Below are 20358 nucleotides of genomic sequence, written 5' to 3' on the forward strand. Positions count from 1 at the left end.
TTTGGTTCAAAATGTAAGTTCGTTCAGTCGTGTAGCTCGCTACACTCCTTCTTTCTCTTGCATTTTGACCTCAAAAATAAGTTCAAAATCTAACAAAGCTAATTTATAGAACCAGCCTAAAAATGAAAGAAAGTAACTGACAATGATTGTTTGCATAGCAGAGAAACCCAGCGTGGCCAAAGACATCGCGCGCATCATCGGCGCCCATAGCTCGAAAAACGGTTATATGGAGGGCAATGGCTACCAAGTGACGTGGACCTTCGGACACCTGTGCTGTCTGAAAGAGCCCAACGACTACTACGACAACTGGAAACACTGGAGTTTGGCCGCCCTGCCTATGTTGCCACCACGCTTCGGCATCAAGCTCATCGACGATGAGGGCATCAAACGACAGTTTGCCGTCATCGAACAACTGATGCAGCATGCCGACAGTATCATCAACTGTGGTGACGCGGGACAAGAGGGTGAGCTGATTCAGCGGTGGGTGATGCAGAAGGCGCAAGCCAAATGCCCCGTGAAGCGGTTGTGGATAAGCTCGATGACCGACGAGGCCATCCGCGAGGGATTCAACAAGCTGAAAGAGCAATCGGTATACGAACCGCTGTATCTGGCTGGGTTGTCACGCGCCATCGGCGACTGGATATTGGGCATGAACGCCACGCGTCTGTACACCCTGAAATACGGACGCAACCGACAGGTGCTGAGCATCGGGCGGGTGCAGACACCCACCTTGGCACTCATCGTGAGCAGGCAGAAAGAAATAGACAACTTCAAGCCCGAGACGTATTGGGTGCTGGCCACCATCTATCGCGACACCACGTTTACCGCCACCAAAGGCCGGTTTGACAAGAAAGAGGATGGCGAGGCTGCCTTTAAGACCATTGAGGGTGAACCGTTTACCGTGACCGACGTGCAAAAGAAAAAGGGCACGGAAGCACCGCCGAAGCTATACGACCTCACCTCGTTGCAGGTAGACTGCAACAAGAAGTTCGGCTATTCGGCCGAGATGACGCTCAACCTGATTCAAAGTTTGTACGAGAAGAAATACACCACATATCCGCGTGTGGACACCCAATATCTTTCGGACGACATCTATCCCAAATGTCCGCAAACCATGAACGGACTTTATCAGACAAAGATACAAAGCAAGACGGTGTATGCCGAACTCATCAAACCGTTGGGCGGAAAGCCGCTGAAGAAATCGAAAAAGGTGTTCGACTCCTCAAAAGTAACCGATCACCACGCCATCATCCCCACCGGCGTGCCGCCCATGGGACTATCGAACATGGAAGAAAACGTGTTCGACCTCATCGCCCGACGCTTCATCGCCGTGTTCTATGACGATTGCAAGTTCGCCACCACCACCGTCATGGGAAAGGTGAAGGACATAGAGTTCAAGGCGAGCGGCAAGGAGATATTGGCCCCGGGATGGAGGAACGTGTACGCCAAAAACCAGCAAGAGGACGACGATGCTGACGAGAAGGCTGTCGATGAGGAACGCACCCTGCCCACCTTCACAAAGGGCGAGAGCGGAACACACGTCCCCACCCTGACCGAGAAGCAAACCACCCCACCGAAATACTACACCGAGGCCACCCTGCTGCGCGCCATGGAGACGGCGGGAAAGTTTGTTGACGATGAGGAGCTGCGCGCCGCCTTGAAGGAAAACGGCATCGGTCGCCCCTCGTCACGCGCCAGCATCATCGAAACGTTGTTCAAGCGTCATTACATCCAGCGCGAACGCAAACGCATCGTAGCGACGCCCCTTGGAATACAACTCATTGACATCATCAAGGAGAAACTGCTGACGAGTTGCGAGCTGACGGGCATCTGGGAAAAGAAGCTGCGCGACATCGAACACCAAAAATACGATGCCGCCCAGTTTGTCAACGAACTGAAAACGCAGATCACCACCATCGTGAACGACGTGTTGCGCGACAACAGTCACCCACAATTAGGTACATCAGACGCGCCGTCTAAGTAAAGGCACACACCGCTTTTCGGCAATACATCAGACACGCCGTCTAAGTAAAGGCACACACACCACTCTCACCATTACAACCCTCACCAATACAACCCTGCGCCAATATAACCCTGCGCTATCTGCGTGATTATTTGAAAACGGGCTGTAAGCCCAAAAGCTTATAGCCCAAGGCATCGCCTTGGGTAAGCAGGTGAGTTGGTATACGCCCTACAGGGGCAAAAGTATGGGGGAAAGCCAGTGTAACAAAATGATAAACAGACGCTTTTGCCCTTACAGGGCGCAGTTATCCCTATGCATCCCAACCTCAGGGCGTTGCCCTGGGCTGTTGGCTTTTGGGCTTACAGCCCGTGCATACCTCATATCGCTATCCAACGCTACCAAGCTGGGTGTACACCTGGTCAGCTTTTACTCAGTTTTGATGAAACGAGAAGTGTGGTAATTTGTGGTTGCAACGGATCCACACGGAACGATACGGGCTGTAAGCCCATAAGCTTATAGCCCAAGGCATCGCCTTGGGTAAGTATGTGAGTAGGCGTACGCCCTACAGGGGCAAAAGCATGGGGGAAAGCAAGTGTAACAAAATGATAAACAGACGCTTTTGCCCTTACAGGGCGCAGTTATCCCTATGCATCCCAACCTCAGGGCGTTGCCCTGGGCTGTAGGCTTTTGGGCTTACAGCCCGTCGTTTTTCTCATATCACTTTCCAACAGCAAGGGAAGTGGACATCACTCACTTCGTCATCATGAACTCGTAGGTGTACTTTTACCCTGTATGTTTGAATTGAGCATGGGTGACGCTACGGCGAAGACATAAAAATATATGGGCAACGAGCCTTGCGCCCGCTGCCCATATTTTGTAGCATTAAATGAAGCTTACTGCTTACTTCGTGATAACCATCTTCTGGCTCACCGTCTTACCATCCACCTGCATCGAAACGATGTACACACCGTTTGGCAGTTGAGCCTTGAGGCGATTCAGGTCTTCAGGCTGACGCACATTGGCCACGCGTTCACCCGAAACGGTGTACACAACAGCCGGTCCATTCCAGGTTGCCGTCGTTACCCCTTGAATCTCGGTAGGCAAATTGCCGAATGAGGTTGCCGTGGTGTTCATCAACTTAAATCTATCGCCTAAGACACCATTCCCCGTTACATCGAATTCATATTCCAAAGCGTCACCCTCAAATGGTACAATCATCTTTGCCTTTGAGTCAATGAGCTTTAAGTCAGAATACTGTGGTAAATCCTTGCGTGAGAGATTTAATACATAACGTCCAGGCTTAGCTGTCACGATGGTAATGTTAGCCTTTGTCAGATCATCGGTGGTGTTAACCTGCAACTTGCCAGCCTTTGAATCCGAGTAAATCATACTACTCATCATCTCAGCACCCAGTTTCTGGCCATCCCATCCATTGTCGAAGTTGTCGGATGTGCCTGGCTGCTCAAACAACCACATCACATCGCTCACATCCTCACCGTTCAGGATAAACCTTACAACACCAGGTTTAGTGTTTGTACCAAATGTATATCCCTTGGCCAGTTGTTGCTGGGTAGCTACTGACGTGAGATTGTCGTACTTCAGGTCTACCGTTACGTTCGTTCCATCGACAGTTGTTTCACCGTCGGTAAACTTCAGCAAGAAGCCCTGCATGGATGGAATTTCGTTCACACCCTGTTGTGAAGCCGTGTTGACAGGAACAGCCAAGTAAGTTCCAGCCGATGTACCCGATTGACTTGTTGCGTCGCCCCAATCTTTTCCACTACCAGTATTATACATATAGATAGTTTTATCCAAAGCGTCAGGCAACGTCAGTCCACTTATCTTCACAGGTGCAGTGTAAGAGTTACCAAAGAGGTTTTGCCCCAATCCCCAGTGGTTGATGGCATCGCTTGGTGCATTTGCACCATCAACCTTGGAAGCCTTGCGGGTCAGCGTCAAGGTAGCATCACCCAAGTTGAGGTAACCTTTCATAGATTTCACCTTAGCTTCTGCGGCCGTGCTGCGGATAGAGTAACCAGCAAAAGCGGTCATCATTTCCTTGGCTTTCAAGCCCGTAAACTTCTGGTAGAACTTGTTGCTTGCGTTGGTTGCCTCATCATACTTATAGATGTAGGAACCACCGAGCCATGCAGAAGAGGTCTGCTTGAATGGGATACCAAAGAACTGGTCTGTATATTCCACCTTCAGGTCTTGTCCCTCTGTCGGAGAGCCTTCCACATTGTCATTCCATGTTGTAGCTTCGGCAAGTTTCGTCGACTTGACATTCATCTGAACTTCCGCAAACACCTTGGCATCAGAAGGAGCACCAGTATATACGAATGCGCCATTGGGCTTGCCTGCCTTAGCTTCAATCTTCAAGCGAACAGGCTCACCTGCTTCGTGTTCAAAGCCAACCATATTGGTTACTTTCAATCCGCTGCCTGCTGGAATCACCATGGCCACAGCTGATTGATTTTCGAGTTTTCCGGCCTCAAAGTTAAGGTTTTCGGTACCATTGGTGAGTCGGCAGTCGTTCACGGCATTCTCACCATAGTTCGCCTCGGTGGCGAACACAATATCTTCGCCTGTTGCAGGAACTCTGTTGGCTGTCCAGTTGGATGCCGTACTAAAGTCTGTACCGTTGGTTCCCATCCAGTAGTTGGCTTTGATTACATGGAAGATGATGTCCTTGTAACCACCAGACGAACCATTGCATCCAGCATTGTCAGTGAAGTTGGTCTGAACCCTGTATGTATAATCTCCGGGCTTTGTAAACGTGGCGTAATATTCGTTTCCAGTTCCGTTTGGAAGCGGTTCCGTATTCTTTTTGTCGTTGGTGATATCAATCCACTTCACATCATAGATGTAAGTAGACACCGGCAAGGCAAGGTCGATAGGTTTCATGCCCCTTGTAATATCAATAGTGATTTCCTTGGCAACCTTTTTCCCAAATTCATAGATAGGGTCAGGGATGCCAGAAGCGTTCACCTCGACAATCTTCTTCATTGTACAACCGTTACCATAGGTAATCTTGACAGCATAGAAGCCCTTGGCTAAACCGTTCCATGCCGTGTTCACATTCGAAGCATCGGAAGACTCGAAAGTCTTAATAGCTGTTGCATCCGAAGCAACGGTACCGTCTTCGTCTGAATTGAACAATTCATACTTCACCGGCATCGAAACATTCGTGCCTGCCTTGGGTCCTACCGAAATGATACCCGTGTTGTCTGAATTTAAATCGCACATGGCACCGAACACCTCAAAGGCGTCTCCACCGGAGATTTCGTCGAAGTTGAACTGATAAGGTACATAATCATAGTCGCGTGGCTTATCAGTGTCTAAAGACCCAGAAGTACTACGTTCTCTTAGATCTTTCTTAATAGCTGAATATACATAGCTGGGGCTAAGTTGATAACCATCTATACCTCTCAAGTCTGGACTATAAGCCACAGAAAAATAATTCAAACCATTAGGAACGTCCGTATATGTACTTTCATCGTTCTTAAAACCACCACTGCCAGAGCCGGAACCTCCAGTGCTGTTTTTATACTGATACCGCAATGTTCGAAATTTTAATCCGAAGTCAAACTTCACGGTATTTTTACCCTCACAGTCCACGCCTACATATACACCGTCCTTAAATCCTTCGTTGTTCTTGGGGCTGTAGGTCTGAAGTTTATCGGAGGTAATAGTAAATTCGTAAGATGCTTTCTTATTACACTTATCTTCCACTTCCAAAACATAGTCTCCCTCTGGCAGGTCGCCGAAGAAATAGCCTTTTTCACGTGCCGTAGGATAATAAATTTCCTGCGGGAAATCTATTGTTGTGGTGTATTCCTTGTCGCTAAGGAAGTCGGTCACCACAAACGAGGTTTTGCCATCCGGGCGCTTCAAAGTGAATTTCAGTGGTGCGGCAGCATTTTTGACAGCTATTCTCAAGCCTGCCGTGTTGCCATGGATACCTAATTTCGGGTCGATGGTCGGATTCATGCTCTTCCCAAAGTCGACAAATTTAGGATTAGGAGCTTCTATTTCAAACTCTTTCTCAATATAGCTTAGCGGGCAATCCGATGTGCCATAAACCAGTTTGTATTTGCCTGGCTCTTTAAGCGTGAAGCTGCTCGAGAACGGAGCCTTAAATGCATTGGTAGGCATCAGCACATCTTTCTTGACGGGGGTTGTCTCGTAAGTTCCGTCGGCTTTTTGCTTATATACCTTGGCATATTTGTGGGCATCATCGTTGAGGAAGAAATAGTAACTGTTCAACCATGTACGGAAGCCTGTGTCATTGCCCTTGAAGTCATAGTTTACTACAAAACTCTTGTTTTCGTATTCGCAGGTTTCAGGATTGAGGGTAGCCGATGAAGACGTGGTGAGGTGCATCATCTTCTCAAGATTGGTCACACTATTGTATGAGTCTCCCGTATTACGCGATCCTTTACACATGGTGTCATATTTGAACCCATAATATGAAAGTCCTGGTACATCGGAAGCTGAAATTCGAAAGAAACGATAATGCTCTTCTCCACGTGAATAGTTATATGCTGGTGCATATTCCATAGGATATTCCTTGTTGATATTCCACCTCAACAACCGCAGTGTCTCGGCTAACATTTGTGTTTGCTTTTCAACAGCAGCTTCATCTTTACAGTCTATTTCAAAGCGCAGATAATAGTCAAATGTGCAATCTTTAGTTTGTAACAAATAAATATTTTGCTCCTGATATACTTTTATCGAGCTGTTGCCCACTCTTTCAGACCATATCTCTTCTTCACCAGTTGTGCGACCATCTGCATCTGTGACGATCACCTTGATGTATTCGCCTTCTGTCAAGCCCGTTACAGTGACTGCTCGATTCTGCGTGGTCTGGTCAATAGAAACACCCTTTGCATTTAAGGGAGAATAGACATTTCCCTTGATGGTAAATCCCGGTTTACCACCTGCGATGTTGATGGTGATAGAACCTTTGGCGTTGCACGTTTCGTTGATAATATCAAAGGTTACGGTTGGTGGCTCCGGTGTGGGGCTTACTATGGTTTTGATGGTCACATCGCCCAACTCGGTCTGTCCTGTTCCACCAGTCTGCTTGAAATAAACCTTGTAGTCGCCGGCCGGTACGTTTCTCCAGCTGATGGTCCAGGTAGAACTTGTCGCGTCGCTTGAAGTCTTCGTCAGGGTGCCGTCTACAAGATAGTTAGCTCCATTGTTAACTTGGTTGTCGGGGTCTGTGCTTTTGCGCAGCATCGCCATGCCGTTGGGAACTTCATCTTTACCCAAAGTGACGGTCAGCGTAATGCTGCTCAGCGTAGAGCCACCCACGTCAACGTGCGTCAACTCGCTATTGGCCTTTGTTACTTCTCCAATAGCTGCCGATGCCACCATGCACAAGGGCGACAGCAACAACAGCAAGAATAATCGTTGTAAATTTGTTTTCATAACTTTTTTACTTTCTCATTTTTTTAATTTAATTCTTGATTTGTTACCAGCCACCATTTTCAAGTTCCTCCAGTTCCTCTGGAGTCAGCTCTGGCTGAAGCTCAGCGTCTCCTTTATCTGGTGATCCAATACTAGGACCGACGATTTGCAGGGGAAGCAATAAGATGCTTGGCGTTACATAACTTTTCCTCATAAAATCTATATTTAGTTTAACTTATTTCAAAAATACGACTCAAGAAATTGGAAGAGTCGTGCATATTACGGTGGCAAAGTTATGAAGTTTTGTTAAAATTACCCCCCCGAAAAGTTAATTAAATGTAATTTATACAAATACGAATAAAATAACACATCATTTGCATGGGTGTTTTTACGAAATCTGAGAGAGAAAAACTGACAGCAAACAGGGCAGCGAGGCAATAAAAACAATTATACCAGCGTTGTCATATCATATATATAAATGTAGACATCACGCATGCACAATCAATACAATCTCACGTTGCTCATCCTCATCACCCTACTGCTGGCCGGCTGTGGTGCGGAACGGAACATGAAGAAGGGCGAACAGTTTCTGGCCATTGGCGAGTATCACGATGCGGCCAACCAGTTTAAGCAGGCCTATCGCAAGACACCGCCCAAGGAAAGGGACACCCGCGGCCAGCGTGCCAAGCGAATGGCGCTGTGCTATGACCGACTGAACGCCACGCCACAGGCCATCGCCGCCTACCGCAACGTAATCAGGTACCGGCAAGACGACATCATGACGCACCTGGGCTTGGCTCGCCAACTGCTCCGGCACGGCGACTACAAACAGGCGGCCAACGAATATCAGTTGGTACTCGACTCGATGCCCGACCATGAGCTGGCCCGCACAGGACTGCTCTCGGCACAGCGTGCCAATGGATGGAAGGAGGCGGGCAGCCGGTACACGGTGAAGAAGATGAACGTGCTGAACTCGCGACGCGCCGACTATTCGCCCATGCTCCTGGGCGACGACCACGACCAGCTGTACTTCACCTCGACCCGCAACGAGGCCACAGGCAACGAGCTGAGCGGCATCACGGGGTGCAAGCCCGCCGATATTTTTGTATCTGTCAAGGATGACAAAGGCAACTGGGGCAAGCCCGAGCCCGTGCAGGGCGGACTGAACACCGATGCCGAGGAGGGTGCGTGTGCCTTCAGTCCCGATGGGCGCGAGATGTACCTCACCCAATGTGTGACCGACGCCACCAACCCCCGCTATGCCAAGATCGTAAAATCCAGTAGGGCGGACGCGGCATGGGGCAAGGCCAACAATTTGGAAATCACCCGCGACACGCTCTCAAGCTACGCCCATCCGGCCATCTCGCCCGACGGACAATGGCTCTACTTCGTCTCAGACATGCCGGGGGGAATGGGCGGAATGGACATCTGGCGCGTGCGCATCACACCGGCCGGACTGGGTGGTGTGGAGAACCTCGGGGCACCCATCAACACGCCGGGCAACGAGATGTTCCCTACCTTCCGCCCCAACGGCGACCTGTATTTCTCGAGCGACGGCCATCCAGGACTGGGCGGACTGGACATCTACATCGCCCTACCCAACGCCTCCGCCGAACAAGTGGGGCGGCAAGACTCAACGAAGCAGGGAGAGGCATCGGCCTATCGCCTATTCCATCCTGGCTATCCCCTCAACTCGCAGGGCGACGACTTCGGCATGACGTTCGAGGGGGCGTACAACAGAGGCTTCTTCTCATCCAACCGAGGCGACGCACGGGGGTGGGATCACATCTACTGGTTTGAGAATCCGGAGATTGTACAGACCATCAAGGGATGGGTGTACGAGATGGATGGCTACGAACTGCCGGCCGCACAGGTGCGCATCGTGGGCAGCGACGGCACCAACAAGACATTGAGTGTGACCAGCGAGGGGTCGTTTACCTACGTCATCAAGCCCGATGTTGACTATCTGCTGTTGGCAACGTGCAAGGGATTTTTGAACCACACTGAAGAGTTGCGCGTGGGCAAGGTGGACGAATCGAAAGAATACACCCTACAATTCCCGCTGGCCTCCATCACCGTTCCCGTGCTGATAGACAACATCTTCTACGATTTTGACAAGGCCACCCTGCGTCCCGAATCCAAACAGGCGCTCGATGAGCTGGTAAAGCTGCTCAACGAAAATGGCAACGTAACCATCGAGCTGAGCGCGCACTGCGACTATAAAGGTTCGAAGGAATACAACAAGCAGTTGGCGCAGCGGCGCGCCGAGTCGGTGGTGCAATACCTCATTGCAGGCGGCATTGCCAAAGACCGCCTATCGCCCGTGGGCTATGGGAAGGAGAAACCGAAGGTGGTTCGCAAGAAGCTGACCGAGCGTTACCCATGGCTGAAAGAGGACGACGTGCTGACAGAGGCGTTCATCAAGAAGTTGGACCCCGAAAAACAAGAGATATGCAACCAGCTGAACCGCCGCACAGAGTTCAAGGTGCTGCGCACCACCTATGGTCTGTTTGACGAGAAAGGCAACCTGAAAGTAAAGCCCAAGCCACAGAACCACGACAACAACAAGGGGGATGACGGAGGGATATTTATTGAGTTTGAGTAGTTGTAACAACAAATTGTATTTGAGTTGTTTTAACTACGAATGACACAAATATCACGAATTTGTTGGCTGAAGATAATGAACGCAAGCGTTCAACGAATGAACAACGAATGTGTAAACACACACAACACATTAAAAACCTATAAATGTGGTTATAAAGGTTGGATAAAGCACCCTCACCTTGTTCTTCGTCTACGAAATCTGTCGCAACGAAATTTCACAGATTCTCACGGCACATCCGTATCGTTCCGTGTGGATCCGTTGCAACCACAAATTACCACACTTCTCGTTTCATCGCAACTGAGTAACTAGCTGCCCAGGTGTACACTCAGCTTGGTAGCGTTGGATAGCGAGATGAGGTAGGCACGGGCTGTAAGCCCAAAAGCCAACAGCCCAGGGCAACGCCCTGAGGTTGAGATGCATTTGGATAACTGCGCCCTGTAAGGGCAAAAGCATTTGATTATCATTTTATTACACTTTCTTTGCCCTACGCTTTTGCCCTTACAGGGCGTATGCCTACTCACATGCTTACCCAAAGCGATGCCTTGGGCTATAAGCTTTTGGGCTTACAGCCCGTGAGATGCCGTATCCTGTAGCCGGTAGGATGCGCATCGCTTAACCGAAAATAGATAAGATTGGTTATCTATGACTTACAAACTTCTTATGAAAATGTTACAACGTAAAGAGAGGATGGTCGTGTTTGTTTAACTACAAATTGAATAACACGAATTTGATAGTTGGTGTTTATGGTCGTGTGTACTTCATTCGTGTAATTCGTGTAATTTGTAGTTCTACAACGAATTGAAGTTGAGTAGATTTAACAACGAAATAAACAAAAGAAGCGAAATTGATGATTGGTGTTTATTGCCTTGTGTACTCCTTTCGTGTCTTTTGTGTCTTTCGTTGTTCAACAACACGATTCGTGGTCGCGTCAACTTCATTCGTGTAATTCGTGTAATTCGTAGTTAACAACACAAACAGTGGTCACATCAGCGGTTGGACTCCACCGCCTGATAAGCACCGAGGAAGACAAAGGTGAGAATGGTGAGATAGACCATGATAGGCGTTTGTATACCCAGTTCTATGGAAGCTATCCAGCCATTGATGTCGCCCACGAAATTGCTGAACACCATGCGCAGCTGGTTCAGCGCGTTGCTCACGAGCAGGAAGACCACGCCCAAGAGGCAACAGAAGACCACCCAAATGCGGTTGAGGTTGACCAACCGCCGTGGCAGCTTCTGCATTACCTGTTGGGTAAAGCCATTGTCGGCGAGCTCGAAAGTATGTTGTGCAAAGAACTGTTTGAGCAGTTCGTCGTCCTTATTTTCCATCATAACCATTTTGTTTTAAATAAGTTGTTAGTTTACCCTTGCCCCTGAACAAGTGCGATTTCACCGTTCCTTCCGCCAGTCCCGTGATGTCGGCAATCTTATCGATAGGCTGTCCCTCCATGAGTTGCAGGGTCACGCAGAGCCGTTCAATGGGCGTGAGGATGTCCAAGGCATCATACAAGTCCATCTTCAGCTGACTGTCACTCACCGTAGCGTGGCGTGCGGCAACGGCTGGCGAATCCAGTCCTTCGGTCATCTTCCGCTGTCGCGTATAGTCGTAGAACACGTTGTAAGCGATGCGGTAGAGCCAAGTGGAGAATTTCGACTGTCCCCTGTACTGCGCCAACTTGGTGTAAGCCTTGACGAAAGTGTCTTGCGCCAAATCGTCACTCAGCGGTTGATCGCCTAAGGTCTGGCTCAAGAAGAAACGCCGAATGGGCGACTGATACCTCACCACCAGCTGGTCGAAGGCCCGCTTGTTGTGAGAAACAGTCACCTGTCGCACAAGGGATAAATCGTCGAGGGGTTTCACGCTATTTCAATTCATCGTGATTTTTGCTGGACGTCTTCGCCATGACAAGCTGTCCGATGCCCAGACAGACAATCAGTCCACCAATACCAATGAGCGTTTCTGATCCCCAGATGCCGAACATCACCATAAGTCCCACGCCGATAGCGACATGTCGGATGCCCGTCTTCCACAGATATTCAGAGCTCTGTTTGTCAACCCGCAGCAACTCTTCGGGAATGGGTTGCCCGTTCTCCACGGCCTTTTCGGCCAGCGCCACCTTGTCGTTGTGTCGCTTGATGATATGGCGCAACACCATAATCACGATGATGACCGGCAACAAAATAAAGAACAACACGGTGAATATCACCACGATGGCGAAGGCCTTGGCCCCGAAGGAGCCGCCAAGATGCCTCAACCAGGAGGGAATTCCTTCGACAACAAAGTCGGAATCTGCGTCATCCCAGTAGGCGTCGTCATCAACAGTGGCATCATACCCCGAATCTTCCGCCATCGAATCAGCAGGAGCGGATGTCACGGAGGTGGTGTCCGAATAGGCCTCAACACCCTGGTTGAGCGAGTCGACCGACGTTGTTACACCCGTTACGGGCTGATGGTGACGATGATGGCCTTGAGCCGTGGCACCATTGATGCCTATGGCCAGCAACATCAAACATGCTAAAAGATACTGTTTCATATTTTCAATTCTTATTTTTTAATTTTCTGTTTGTTGGACGCAACAGCCATGCTTTTAGTTGCAAAGAAACAAAATTTTTTCTACATTTGCACGAAACAAACAAGCCAATGCATCTTCCCGAAGCATTTGAAACCTACACCCGCACCCTAATGGGCAACCACTTGTACGATGACCTCGTGCAAGCCTTGCAAGACGAACCCGCTGCTTGCATCCGACTGAACCGCCAGAAATGTCCATCGGCACAGGTTGCCGTGCCCCATGTCCGGGTGCCTTGGTGCGATCAGGGCTATCGCTTGGCATGCCGGCCCGCGTTCACCTTCGACCCACTGCTGCACACTGGTGCCTACTATGTGCAGGAACCGTCGTCGATGTTTTTGTCGGCCGTACTCAGACAATATGTTCGAGAACCGGTCAAGATGCTGGATCTGTGTGCCGCCCCCGGCGGAAAGTCAACGCTGGCTCGATCGGAACTGCCCGAGGGAAGCGTGCTGATGTGCAACGAACCGGTGAGAAACCGAGCGCAGGTGCTGGCGGAAAACGTGCAGAAATGGGGACATCCGGACGTGATTGTCACCAACAATTATCCGGCAGATTACCGCAAGGCTGGGCTACGGTTTGACGTGATTCTTTGCGACGCACCATGCTCTGGCGAAGGCATGTTTCGCAAAAACAGCAACGCCATTGACGAATGGAGCGAGCAAAATGTGGAGAACTGCGCTCGCCTGCAACGCGACATCGTGGCTGATGCCTGGGAATGCCTCGAGGCGGGCGGACTGATGATTTATTCTACCTGCACCTTCAACGCCAAAGAGAATGAGGAAAACGTGGCGTGGATATGTAGTGAATTGGGGGCTAAAACCTTATCTATTGACACGGAAACTCATTGGGTTATCGCTCCAACTCCATTGCATTTAGAAACCCAAGGCACCAGCCCCATCGACGGTTCGTCTCATCTCGCTGAACCTCTGCACGTTTACCGCTTCATTCCCGGTTATCACAACGCTCAGGGAAAGCAAATGGGCGAAGGCCTGTTTATGGCGGTGCTGCGCAAAGATGGGGAGAGAAAGACGGACAAACCTTGCAGACAGCAACCGAGTTTGAGAGGGGCAAAGGGCAGAGAGGCGAAAAGTGGCAACGGCAAGGACAACAATATGGCTCGTGAGTGGCTGCTGCAACCCGACAATTTCTGCTATATAAATAAAGGTGACGAGCTGCTGGCCATGCGACAACCGCTGCTTGGACTGTACGAAAAGGCTGCCAGTGAACTGCGCGTGTTGTTAGCCGGCATCTGCCTGGGTCAGCAGAAGGGCAAGAATTGGATTCCCAGTGAGTCGCTCGCCCTGTCTACCAGTCTCAACGCGGCGGCTTTTCCGAAGGTGGAACTCAGTCATGCTGAGGCCCTGAACTATCTGCGAAGTCAGGCCATCTCCCTGCCGGCAGACACGCCGCGGGGCTTCATCCTCATGACGTACCGAGGTCTACCACTGGGCTTCATGAAGAACATCGGCAACCGAGCCAACAACCTCTACCCCAACGAATGGCGCATCAAGAGCCAGTACAACCCCGAGGAAGAGCCACACATCATTGACATTGAATAAAATAAACGAACTATGCAACAATATTTAGACCTGCTACATCGCATCCTCGAAGAAGGAAAGGTGAAGACTGACCGCACCGGAACTGGCACGAAGAGTATTTTCGGCCACCAGATGAGGTTCAACCTGGAGGACGGATTCCCTGTGCTGACCACGAAGAAACTGCACCTGAAGTCCATCATCTACGAACTGCTATGGTTTCTCAAAGGAGACACCAACGTGAAATATCTGCAAGAACATGGCGTGAGCATTTGGAACGAATGGGCGGACGAAAACGGAGACCTGGGTCCCGTGTATGGACATCAGTGGCGTTCGTGGCCCGATCATCGCGGCGGCACCATCGACCAGATACAAAACGTCATCGACCTGATTAAGCATCATCCCGACAGCCGCAGAATGCTGGTCACCGCTTGGAATCCTGCTGACATCAGTGAGATGGCGCTACCGCCCTGCCACTGTCTGTTTCAGTTTTATGTGGCCGACGGGCGTTTGTCGCTGCAATTGTATCAACGCAGCGCCGACACCTTCTTGGGCGTGCCTTTCAATATCGCCTCGTATGCCCTACTGCTCCAGATGATGGCGCAGGTCACAGGACTGAAAGCGGGTGATTTTATCCACACCACGGGCGACACGCACCTATACCTGAACCACATCGAGCAGGCCAAGCTGCAACTCACCCGCACGCCCCGTGAGCTGCCTCAGATGAAGCTGAATCCAGACGTGAAGAGTCTTTTCGACTTTAGATACGAAGACTTTGAACTCCTCAATTACAACCCCTGGCCCCACATCAAGGCAGAGGTGGCGGTGTGAGATATAGTTTATATAGTTGACGAGTTCACAAGTTTACGAGTTGACAAGTTGATAGCTTATATAGTTTATATAGTTGACGAGTTTACGAGTTGATAGTTATTATAGTTGACAAGTTAACGAGTTGACGAGTTGATGGCTTTTAAGTTTGTGAGTTTTTGAGTTTTTAAGTTTTTGAGTATTTTAGTTGACGAGTTGACAAGTTTATGAGTTGACGAGTTGATGGCTTGTCTAACCACTCCCCTCCCTTTTGGGGAGGGGTAAGGGGGAGAGGCCGCTTTTTAAAAGTAAATAAAATGTTGATTACTATCATCGCAGCCGTGGCGCGCAACCGTGCCATCGGCTATCAGAACAAATTGTTATATTGGTTGCCCAACGACCTGAAACGGTTCAAGGCACTCACCACCGGACACACCGTCATCATGGGGCGACGCACCTTCGAGTCGCTGCCCAAAGGCGCATTGCCCAACCGGCGCAACATCGTGCTGAGTCGTACGCAAACCCACTTTGACGGTTGCGATAGCTTCGCATCGCTCGACGAAGCACTGGCTCACTGCGCTGCCGACGAAGACATCTACATTATCGGCGGTGCCCATGTCTACCAACAAGCCATTGAGCGGGCCGACCGACTGTGCCTCACTGAGGTAGACGACGTGCCAGAACACGCAGACGCGTTCTTCCCCCCTTATGACGACTGGCATGAGATATCACGCGAGGAACATGGCACCGACGAGCGCCATGCCCACCGCTACGCCTTCGTCAACTATGTGAAAAACAAGTAGGGAACGTTATAAATCACGACCTACGCATATACGCCACTATTCAAATGGCACGACATCAGCTGTGGTCTTGTTGCCGACGATGAGATGATTCATGTTATATCGGATGGTGACCCGCAAGTTTTTCTTATCAAGCTCAAAAGCATCCATGCCCTGTCCAAGCGGTATGAAGGCTGGGATATGCGCTTTGATGTAAGGAGTGGCAGTAGGATTGGCTTTGGCCTCCACCTCGCTGATGGGTAAGCGGATGCCCAAATCGTTCATGCGCCGTCCCTCTGCGATGAAAATTTCTTGCCGCATCAGGTAAATCAGCTCGAGCAGAGCGTCATGGCCTTGACACTGATCGATCATCTCTGCCGTCACCGACGTACCTGAAACCGTGGGCACGCTCACCATTTGCGGTTTCTTTCGGCTCAACACCAACCCCTCGCGATAAGGTTCACCCGGCGATGCGGCAACAGTGTAGGCGGCTCCATCAGGATATTCCTTGATGCCTCCCACGGCTCGTGTCTTGGCCCAATCTTTCACATCGTGCCGCACGGGGCGCGACTTGACCAGACCAAGCAGTTGTTTGAGTTGCGCCTTACACTTGTCCGTTTCCTTTTTGGCCAGCAAGGCTTCGGCCATGATGAGGTGGTTCTCCTCGGCCTTGGCAATGCTGATGGGACTTTCATAAGTGGACGTGAGCTGCACATATTTGGGATTGAGAAAGTTAAGACGCGGCAATGGCTGATACAGGGCTTTCCAGATGTCATCCTGCATCGCGTTGAACACACTGTTTGAGCCATCAAACTGTACCTGCCACAGCAGATTGTCGCACAGCTTCAACGCCATGCCGCTCTCCTCCAATGCCTCGTCTACCTTGCCCAGACGGTAATAGGCGCGCGCCTTGAGCGTATGAACAAACGACCGCACCGTGTCGTTTTCAGCATATCTCTCACTTTCTCCCAGCGATTGCAGCGCCAGTTGCAACAGCTCTTGCCAGGTCTTCACCGCACCTCGCTCGCTCACAGGCAGGGCCATGAAGTTCTCGCCGCCGAGCAAAAAGCCGTAAGCCTTGATGATATGAAGTTTGAACAGCTGCGCCTTCGTGACGTTCTTGTCATACTTGCTCACCTTGTCAAAGGCGAAATCGGCCGTAGCTCGCAACTGCTGCACAGCTCGCTCCAAGCCGTTTACGTCGGGATCGTTGTACAATATTTTCGGTTCGTCAAAGAGCTTGCTCTCGCGCGTGTAGTTGTTGAAATAGTTGTCAGAGATGATTTCGGTCTGCAAGCAGAAGTCACCAACCGTGAGGGCCAATGTCTTCTCGGCACCGTTCACCCAGGTGTCCATGGCGTTTCCGCCCTGGAGATAACCATCTTCTGTGACGTTAGGATTCTCGATATCGCCAGGGGCCACCAAGTTGCACGAGGCCAGCAGCAACGTTCCCCCGATGATGAGGGTATATGATAAGTTTGATTGCATGATTTTACAAATTGAATTTCAGTGAAAAAACATATTGTCTGGGTAACGAATAGGTGGCATAATTCAGTCCTCCCGATGCCACAGCCCCTTGCGAGTGCGCACCCGAGATGACCGCTTCGGGGTCTACGGATGCCGCAGTGAAGTTCAACGGATTGTTAACGCTCATGCTGAACAGCACGCTCTTGACCACCGGCTTTGAGCCTTTGAGGTGGTAAAGATAGCTCAAGCCAACGTTTCGCACCTTGAAGAAGTCGGCCTTCTCCACGAAATAGTTGGTAAAATCGAGCCATGCGTCTTTCTGCTTCCTGCCCATGAGTGCCGACTGTGGAACCACGTTGTCTTTCAATCCCTTTTGAAAGCGGAATTGACGGTCGAACGAGTGAACATAACTACCTGTCTGATAGTCACTACTCATCCACAGACTACAGTTTTTATAGTGTACATCCAACGACACGTTGCCATAGCAGGTGGGAATGGTAGAACCCAAATCTTGCATGCGAAGCACCTCCTTGAGGGTGCCATCGGCATTGAGAACGGCCTTGTTGCCACGCAAGAAGCCCACGGGCTTACCCTCCTCCACTGCCGTCTGAATGGTTTCGGGACCGAACCCGCCAATGCTGAACGGCACTGTTCCGCCCGCGCTCAGCACGCGGTTGCGGTTGGTGTTGACGGTGGTGCGCAGGGTGGTCTGCCAGTCTTTGGTGCGCACGACGTTGAGGGCAAGCGCCATCTCAACGCCCAGGTTACTGATTTCGCCAATGTTGGCCAAGTAGCTGGCCGCGCGTCCGGCCGATGGTAAGGTGGGAACCGTGAACAACGCACCCTTGGTAACGGAGTGATAGTAGGTGAATGAAAGCGTGGCGACATCATGGAGGAAAGATGATTCGAAACCCACCTCGAACGAATGTTTCTTCTCGGGTCCCAAGTCAGGGTTGCCAAACTGCCCGAACGTGCCAGCCTGCTTACCTTGATAGCCTGTCACGGAGATGGTGCGCTGATAGGCGAATGGCGGCGGATAGCTGCCCGCGACACCGTAGTTGCAGAACACGCGCAGCATGGACAGCATGCCACTGCTGACCAATGGGGCGAGAAATGGCTCGTCACTCATCACGTAAGACAGGCCGAGCTTGGGATAAAACTGCCACTTCACATTGTCGTCAAATGCGGTGTTGTAGTCCACGCGTGCGCCTAAATCAACGTAATATTTATTGAACAGCCCAATGTTGTCCTGCGCGTAAAAGCCGTAGCTGTGCAGGAAGTTGAGCCACTCGTCGGCCTGAACGGAACCTGCTCCACTCATCACCTTGGCCCCATCGCGCACGTTGGTACCGCGATAGATGGCCTGACGGTCATGCGTGTTGAAATATTGGAAGCCGGCAGTAAGCACGTTGCTCAACCGGTTGGCATGGTAAAACTTGTACTGTGCGTTGATGTCGGCAGTGAGTCCGAAGTAATTGCGGTCGAAATTGTTGACACGACCGGCATCCGTCGTACCCACATGCTTCTCACCAATATGAATGAGATACTCGTTGGTCACGATTTCCTTGTTGTTGTTAGCCCGATAGTCAATTCCAAAAACGCCTTTAACGGTGAGTTGGGGCAATGGCTTGTAGAGCAAGGTATGCGATGTTTGGAAATGTTTGGTCGACTCGCGATAGTGCTGCAAAGCCTCGGCTTTGTCCACAAAGGCTCGCATCTTCTCAAACGTGTCATCATCGGCAGCATCGATGTCGGCAGGATATCTCTGCTCATGACCATGGGAATCGGTAAACTTGAAGCGGCTGGAAGCACTGCCCTCCGTGAACCACAGTCCCGTATAGAAGCCCTGATTGCCATTGCGACTGCGGTTATAATCATCGGCCACAAAGCCGAATGAGTTCTGATACTCCAGTTGGGTGGTGAGCTGAGCGCGCGAACCAAAACGCAGGTCATAACGTTTGTGGGCATTGTTGTTGTGTATCACCACACCCGTGTTTTCCATCATGTTGGCACCCAGGCTATACCCATACTTGCTGTTTCCGCCGGCAAGCGACAGCCGGTAACGCTGTTCGAAACCCGTCTGGTTGAGCAAATCGGCCGTACGGCGGAAGTGATAAAACTGCGTGGTGGCCCTGTCCCATCCCATGTCCACTGAGGCTGAAGCGTGAAAACCATCCGAGCTTCCCTTCTTCGTGAAGATTTGTATCACCCCATTGGCCGCATCAGAACCATAGAGCGTGGTGGCCGCTCCACCGCTCACGTATTCTATATGGTCGATGTTCTCCATGGAAATATCGCTCAGCGCGCTCGATGCCGCCATCTCACCCATGGGCATGTCGCCAATGGTGTAAGGCTGGGCGCCATATCCTTTCTTGGAATAATTGAGAATGGCACCGGTATTGAGGTTGTCCGTGCGAACGCCATCAATGTAGATAATGGGAGTAGAATTTGAAAATGCCGAGGACAATCCTCGGGCTTTGATGACAGAGGTGCTGCCGGGCTGGGCCCCTGAGAGTGAAAACTGAACCCCGGGGATAGCGTTGCGCAGCATTTCGTCCATGCGCCCCACGGTCAACTTCTGCAAATCTTTACCTGAAATCTTGGTAACATTCGAAGATAACCTTCGCCGTTCAATGGCTCCGCCCTGCCCCGTTACCACAACTTCGTCAAGACTGATGGGCGAGTTGAACCTCATCGTGTCTACCATCTCTGCATGCACATTGGCATGATCGTCATCCGTCACCATCATCGCCCTTGTGCCAGGATTTGCAAATGCGGGCAGGTAGGCCAATGATTGAAAAGCAACCAATGATGTTATCGTCAACAAATTGGCTTCTCTTTTTAAATGAATCATTATGTGTAAAATCTTTTTACATTAAAAAACTAATGGTTGCAAAGGTAAAAATATCCTATGAATCTGTCAAAAACTAAGGAGAAATATCATGACAAAAAGAGATTTTTATAAAAAAAGCGAATAACCTTTTGTTAGTATACAAAAAAATATACTTTTGCAGTGTCGTCGTTCTCAACGATGCGGCAAACAGGGGTATAGCCCAGATGGTTTAGAGCGCTGCAGTCACATTGCAGAGGTCATCGGTTCGAGCCCGATTATCCCTACCAACCCAAAAAAGGTTCAAGAAAACAAATTTCTGTTTTTCTTGAACCTTTTTTATTTTTTCCAGCTACCTGGCTGCCTCTTTCTTTCGACATCCTTT

At 50.3% G+C, this 20358-nt stretch carries 12 protein-coding genes and 1 tRNA gene; 6 read left to right on the plus strand and 7 right to left on the minus strand.

Annotated features, from left to right (window positions below; genetic code table 11):
- Positions 1 to 142: 142 nt before the first annotated feature.
- The gene (locus HMPREF0650_RS11320) at positions 143 to 1984 is read left to right on the plus strand and encodes a DNA topoisomerase 3 (protein ID WP_004350923.1); all 1842 of its coding nucleotides are present in this window, start codon (positions 143 to 145) and stop codon (positions 1982 to 1984) included.
- Positions 1985 to 2863: 879 nt separating this feature from the next.
- Here HMPREF0650_RS11320 and HMPREF0650_RS11325 read toward each other — a convergent pair.
- Both HMPREF0650_RS11325 and HMPREF0650_RS13185 read right to left on the minus strand, forming a co-directional pair.
- Positions 2864 to 7399, minus strand: coding sequence for a T9SS type A sorting domain-containing protein (locus HMPREF0650_RS11325; protein WP_004350924.1), 4536 nt, complete (start codon positions 7397 to 7399; stop codon positions 2864 to 2866).
- A 43-nt stretch (positions 7400 to 7442) separates the two neighbouring features.
- Positions 7443 to 7592, minus strand: a complete 150-nt coding sequence (locus HMPREF0650_RS13185; protein ID WP_155813645.1) for a hypothetical protein — start codon at positions 7590 to 7592, stop codon at positions 7443 to 7445.
- A 279-nt stretch (positions 7593 to 7871) separates the two neighbouring features.
- Between HMPREF0650_RS13185 and porE the strand changes: the two genes are divergently transcribed.
- Positions 7872 to 9983, plus strand: a complete 2112-nt coding sequence (gene porE, locus HMPREF0650_RS11335) for a PorE family type IX secretion system protein (RefSeq protein ID WP_004350926.1) — start codon at positions 7872 to 7874, stop codon at positions 9981 to 9983.
- A 986-nt stretch (positions 9984 to 10969) separates the two neighbouring features.
- On the opposite strand, the gene HMPREF0650_RS11340 is transcribed toward porE, so the two are convergent.
- Genes HMPREF0650_RS11340 through HMPREF0650_RS11350 form a run of 3 tightly spaced genes read right to left on the minus strand, consistent with a single transcriptional unit; the run spans position 10970 to position 12516 of the window.
- Positions 10970 to 11314, minus strand: a complete 345-nt coding sequence (locus HMPREF0650_RS11340; protein ID WP_004350927.1) for a DUF5056 domain-containing protein — start codon at positions 11312 to 11314, stop codon at positions 10970 to 10972.
- Positions 11301 to 11843 (minus strand): RNA polymerase sigma factor, encoded by a 543-nt coding sequence (locus HMPREF0650_RS11345; protein WP_004350928.1) that lies wholly within the window; start codon positions 11841 to 11843, stop codon positions 11301 to 11303. The genes HMPREF0650_RS11340 and HMPREF0650_RS11345 overlap by 14 nt, the downstream gene beginning before the upstream one ends.
- Position 11844: 1 nt before the next feature.
- The gene (locus HMPREF0650_RS11350; RefSeq protein WP_040563306.1) at positions 11845 to 12516 is read right to left on the minus strand and encodes a DUF6249 domain-containing protein; all 672 of its coding nucleotides are present in this window, start codon (positions 12514 to 12516) and stop codon (positions 11845 to 11847) included.
- A 107-nt stretch (positions 12517 to 12623) separates the two neighbouring features.
- Here HMPREF0650_RS11350 and HMPREF0650_RS11355 point away from each other — a divergent pair, with 107 nt between their 5' ends.
- From HMPREF0650_RS11355 to HMPREF0650_RS11365, 3 genes are all read left to right on the plus strand, one after another.
- A complete protein-coding gene (locus HMPREF0650_RS11355; RefSeq protein WP_040563307.1) occupies positions 12624 to 14114 on the plus strand; it encodes a methyltransferase RsmF C-terminal domain-like protein in 1491 nt (496 codons plus the stop codon).
- 12 nt (positions 14115 to 14126) lie between these two features.
- Positions 14127 to 14921, plus strand: coding sequence for a thymidylate synthase (locus HMPREF0650_RS11360; RefSeq protein ID WP_004350931.1), 795 nt, complete (start codon positions 14127 to 14129; stop codon positions 14919 to 14921).
- Between the two features lie 293 nt (positions 14922 to 15214).
- Positions 15215 to 15700 carry a dihydrofolate reductase gene (locus tag HMPREF0650_RS11365; protein ID WP_004350934.1) on the plus strand — a complete coding sequence of 162 codons (486 nt, stop codon included), beginning with the start codon at positions 15215 to 15217 and terminating at the stop codon, positions 15698 to 15700.
- A gap of 36 nt (positions 15701 to 15736) precedes the next feature.
- On the opposite strand, the gene HMPREF0650_RS11370 is transcribed toward HMPREF0650_RS11365, so the two are convergent.
- Together HMPREF0650_RS11370 and HMPREF0650_RS11375 are read right to left on the minus strand one after the other, a co-directional pair.
- Complete coding sequence (locus HMPREF0650_RS11370) at positions 15737 to 17164, minus strand: hypothetical protein (protein WP_004350935.1); 1428 nt, start codon at positions 17162 to 17164, stop codon at positions 15737 to 15739.
- 4 nt (positions 17165 to 17168) lie between these two features.
- Entirely contained in the window at positions 17169 to 19997 is a 2829-nt protein-coding gene (locus HMPREF0650_RS11375; protein WP_004350937.1) for a TonB-dependent receptor domain-containing protein, read from the minus strand.
- Positions 19998 to 20185: 188 nt separating this feature from the next.
- Between HMPREF0650_RS11375 and HMPREF0650_RS11380 the strand changes: the two genes are divergently transcribed.
- Positions 20186 to 20263: transfer RNA gene (locus HMPREF0650_RS11380), tRNA-Val, on the plus strand.
- Positions 20264 to 20358: the final 95 nt, after the last annotated feature.

The sequence above is a fragment of the Hoylesella buccalis ATCC 35310 genome (assembly GCF_000177075.1).
GTDB lineage: Bacteria > Bacteroidota > Bacteroidia > Bacteroidales > Bacteroidaceae > Prevotella > Prevotella buccalis.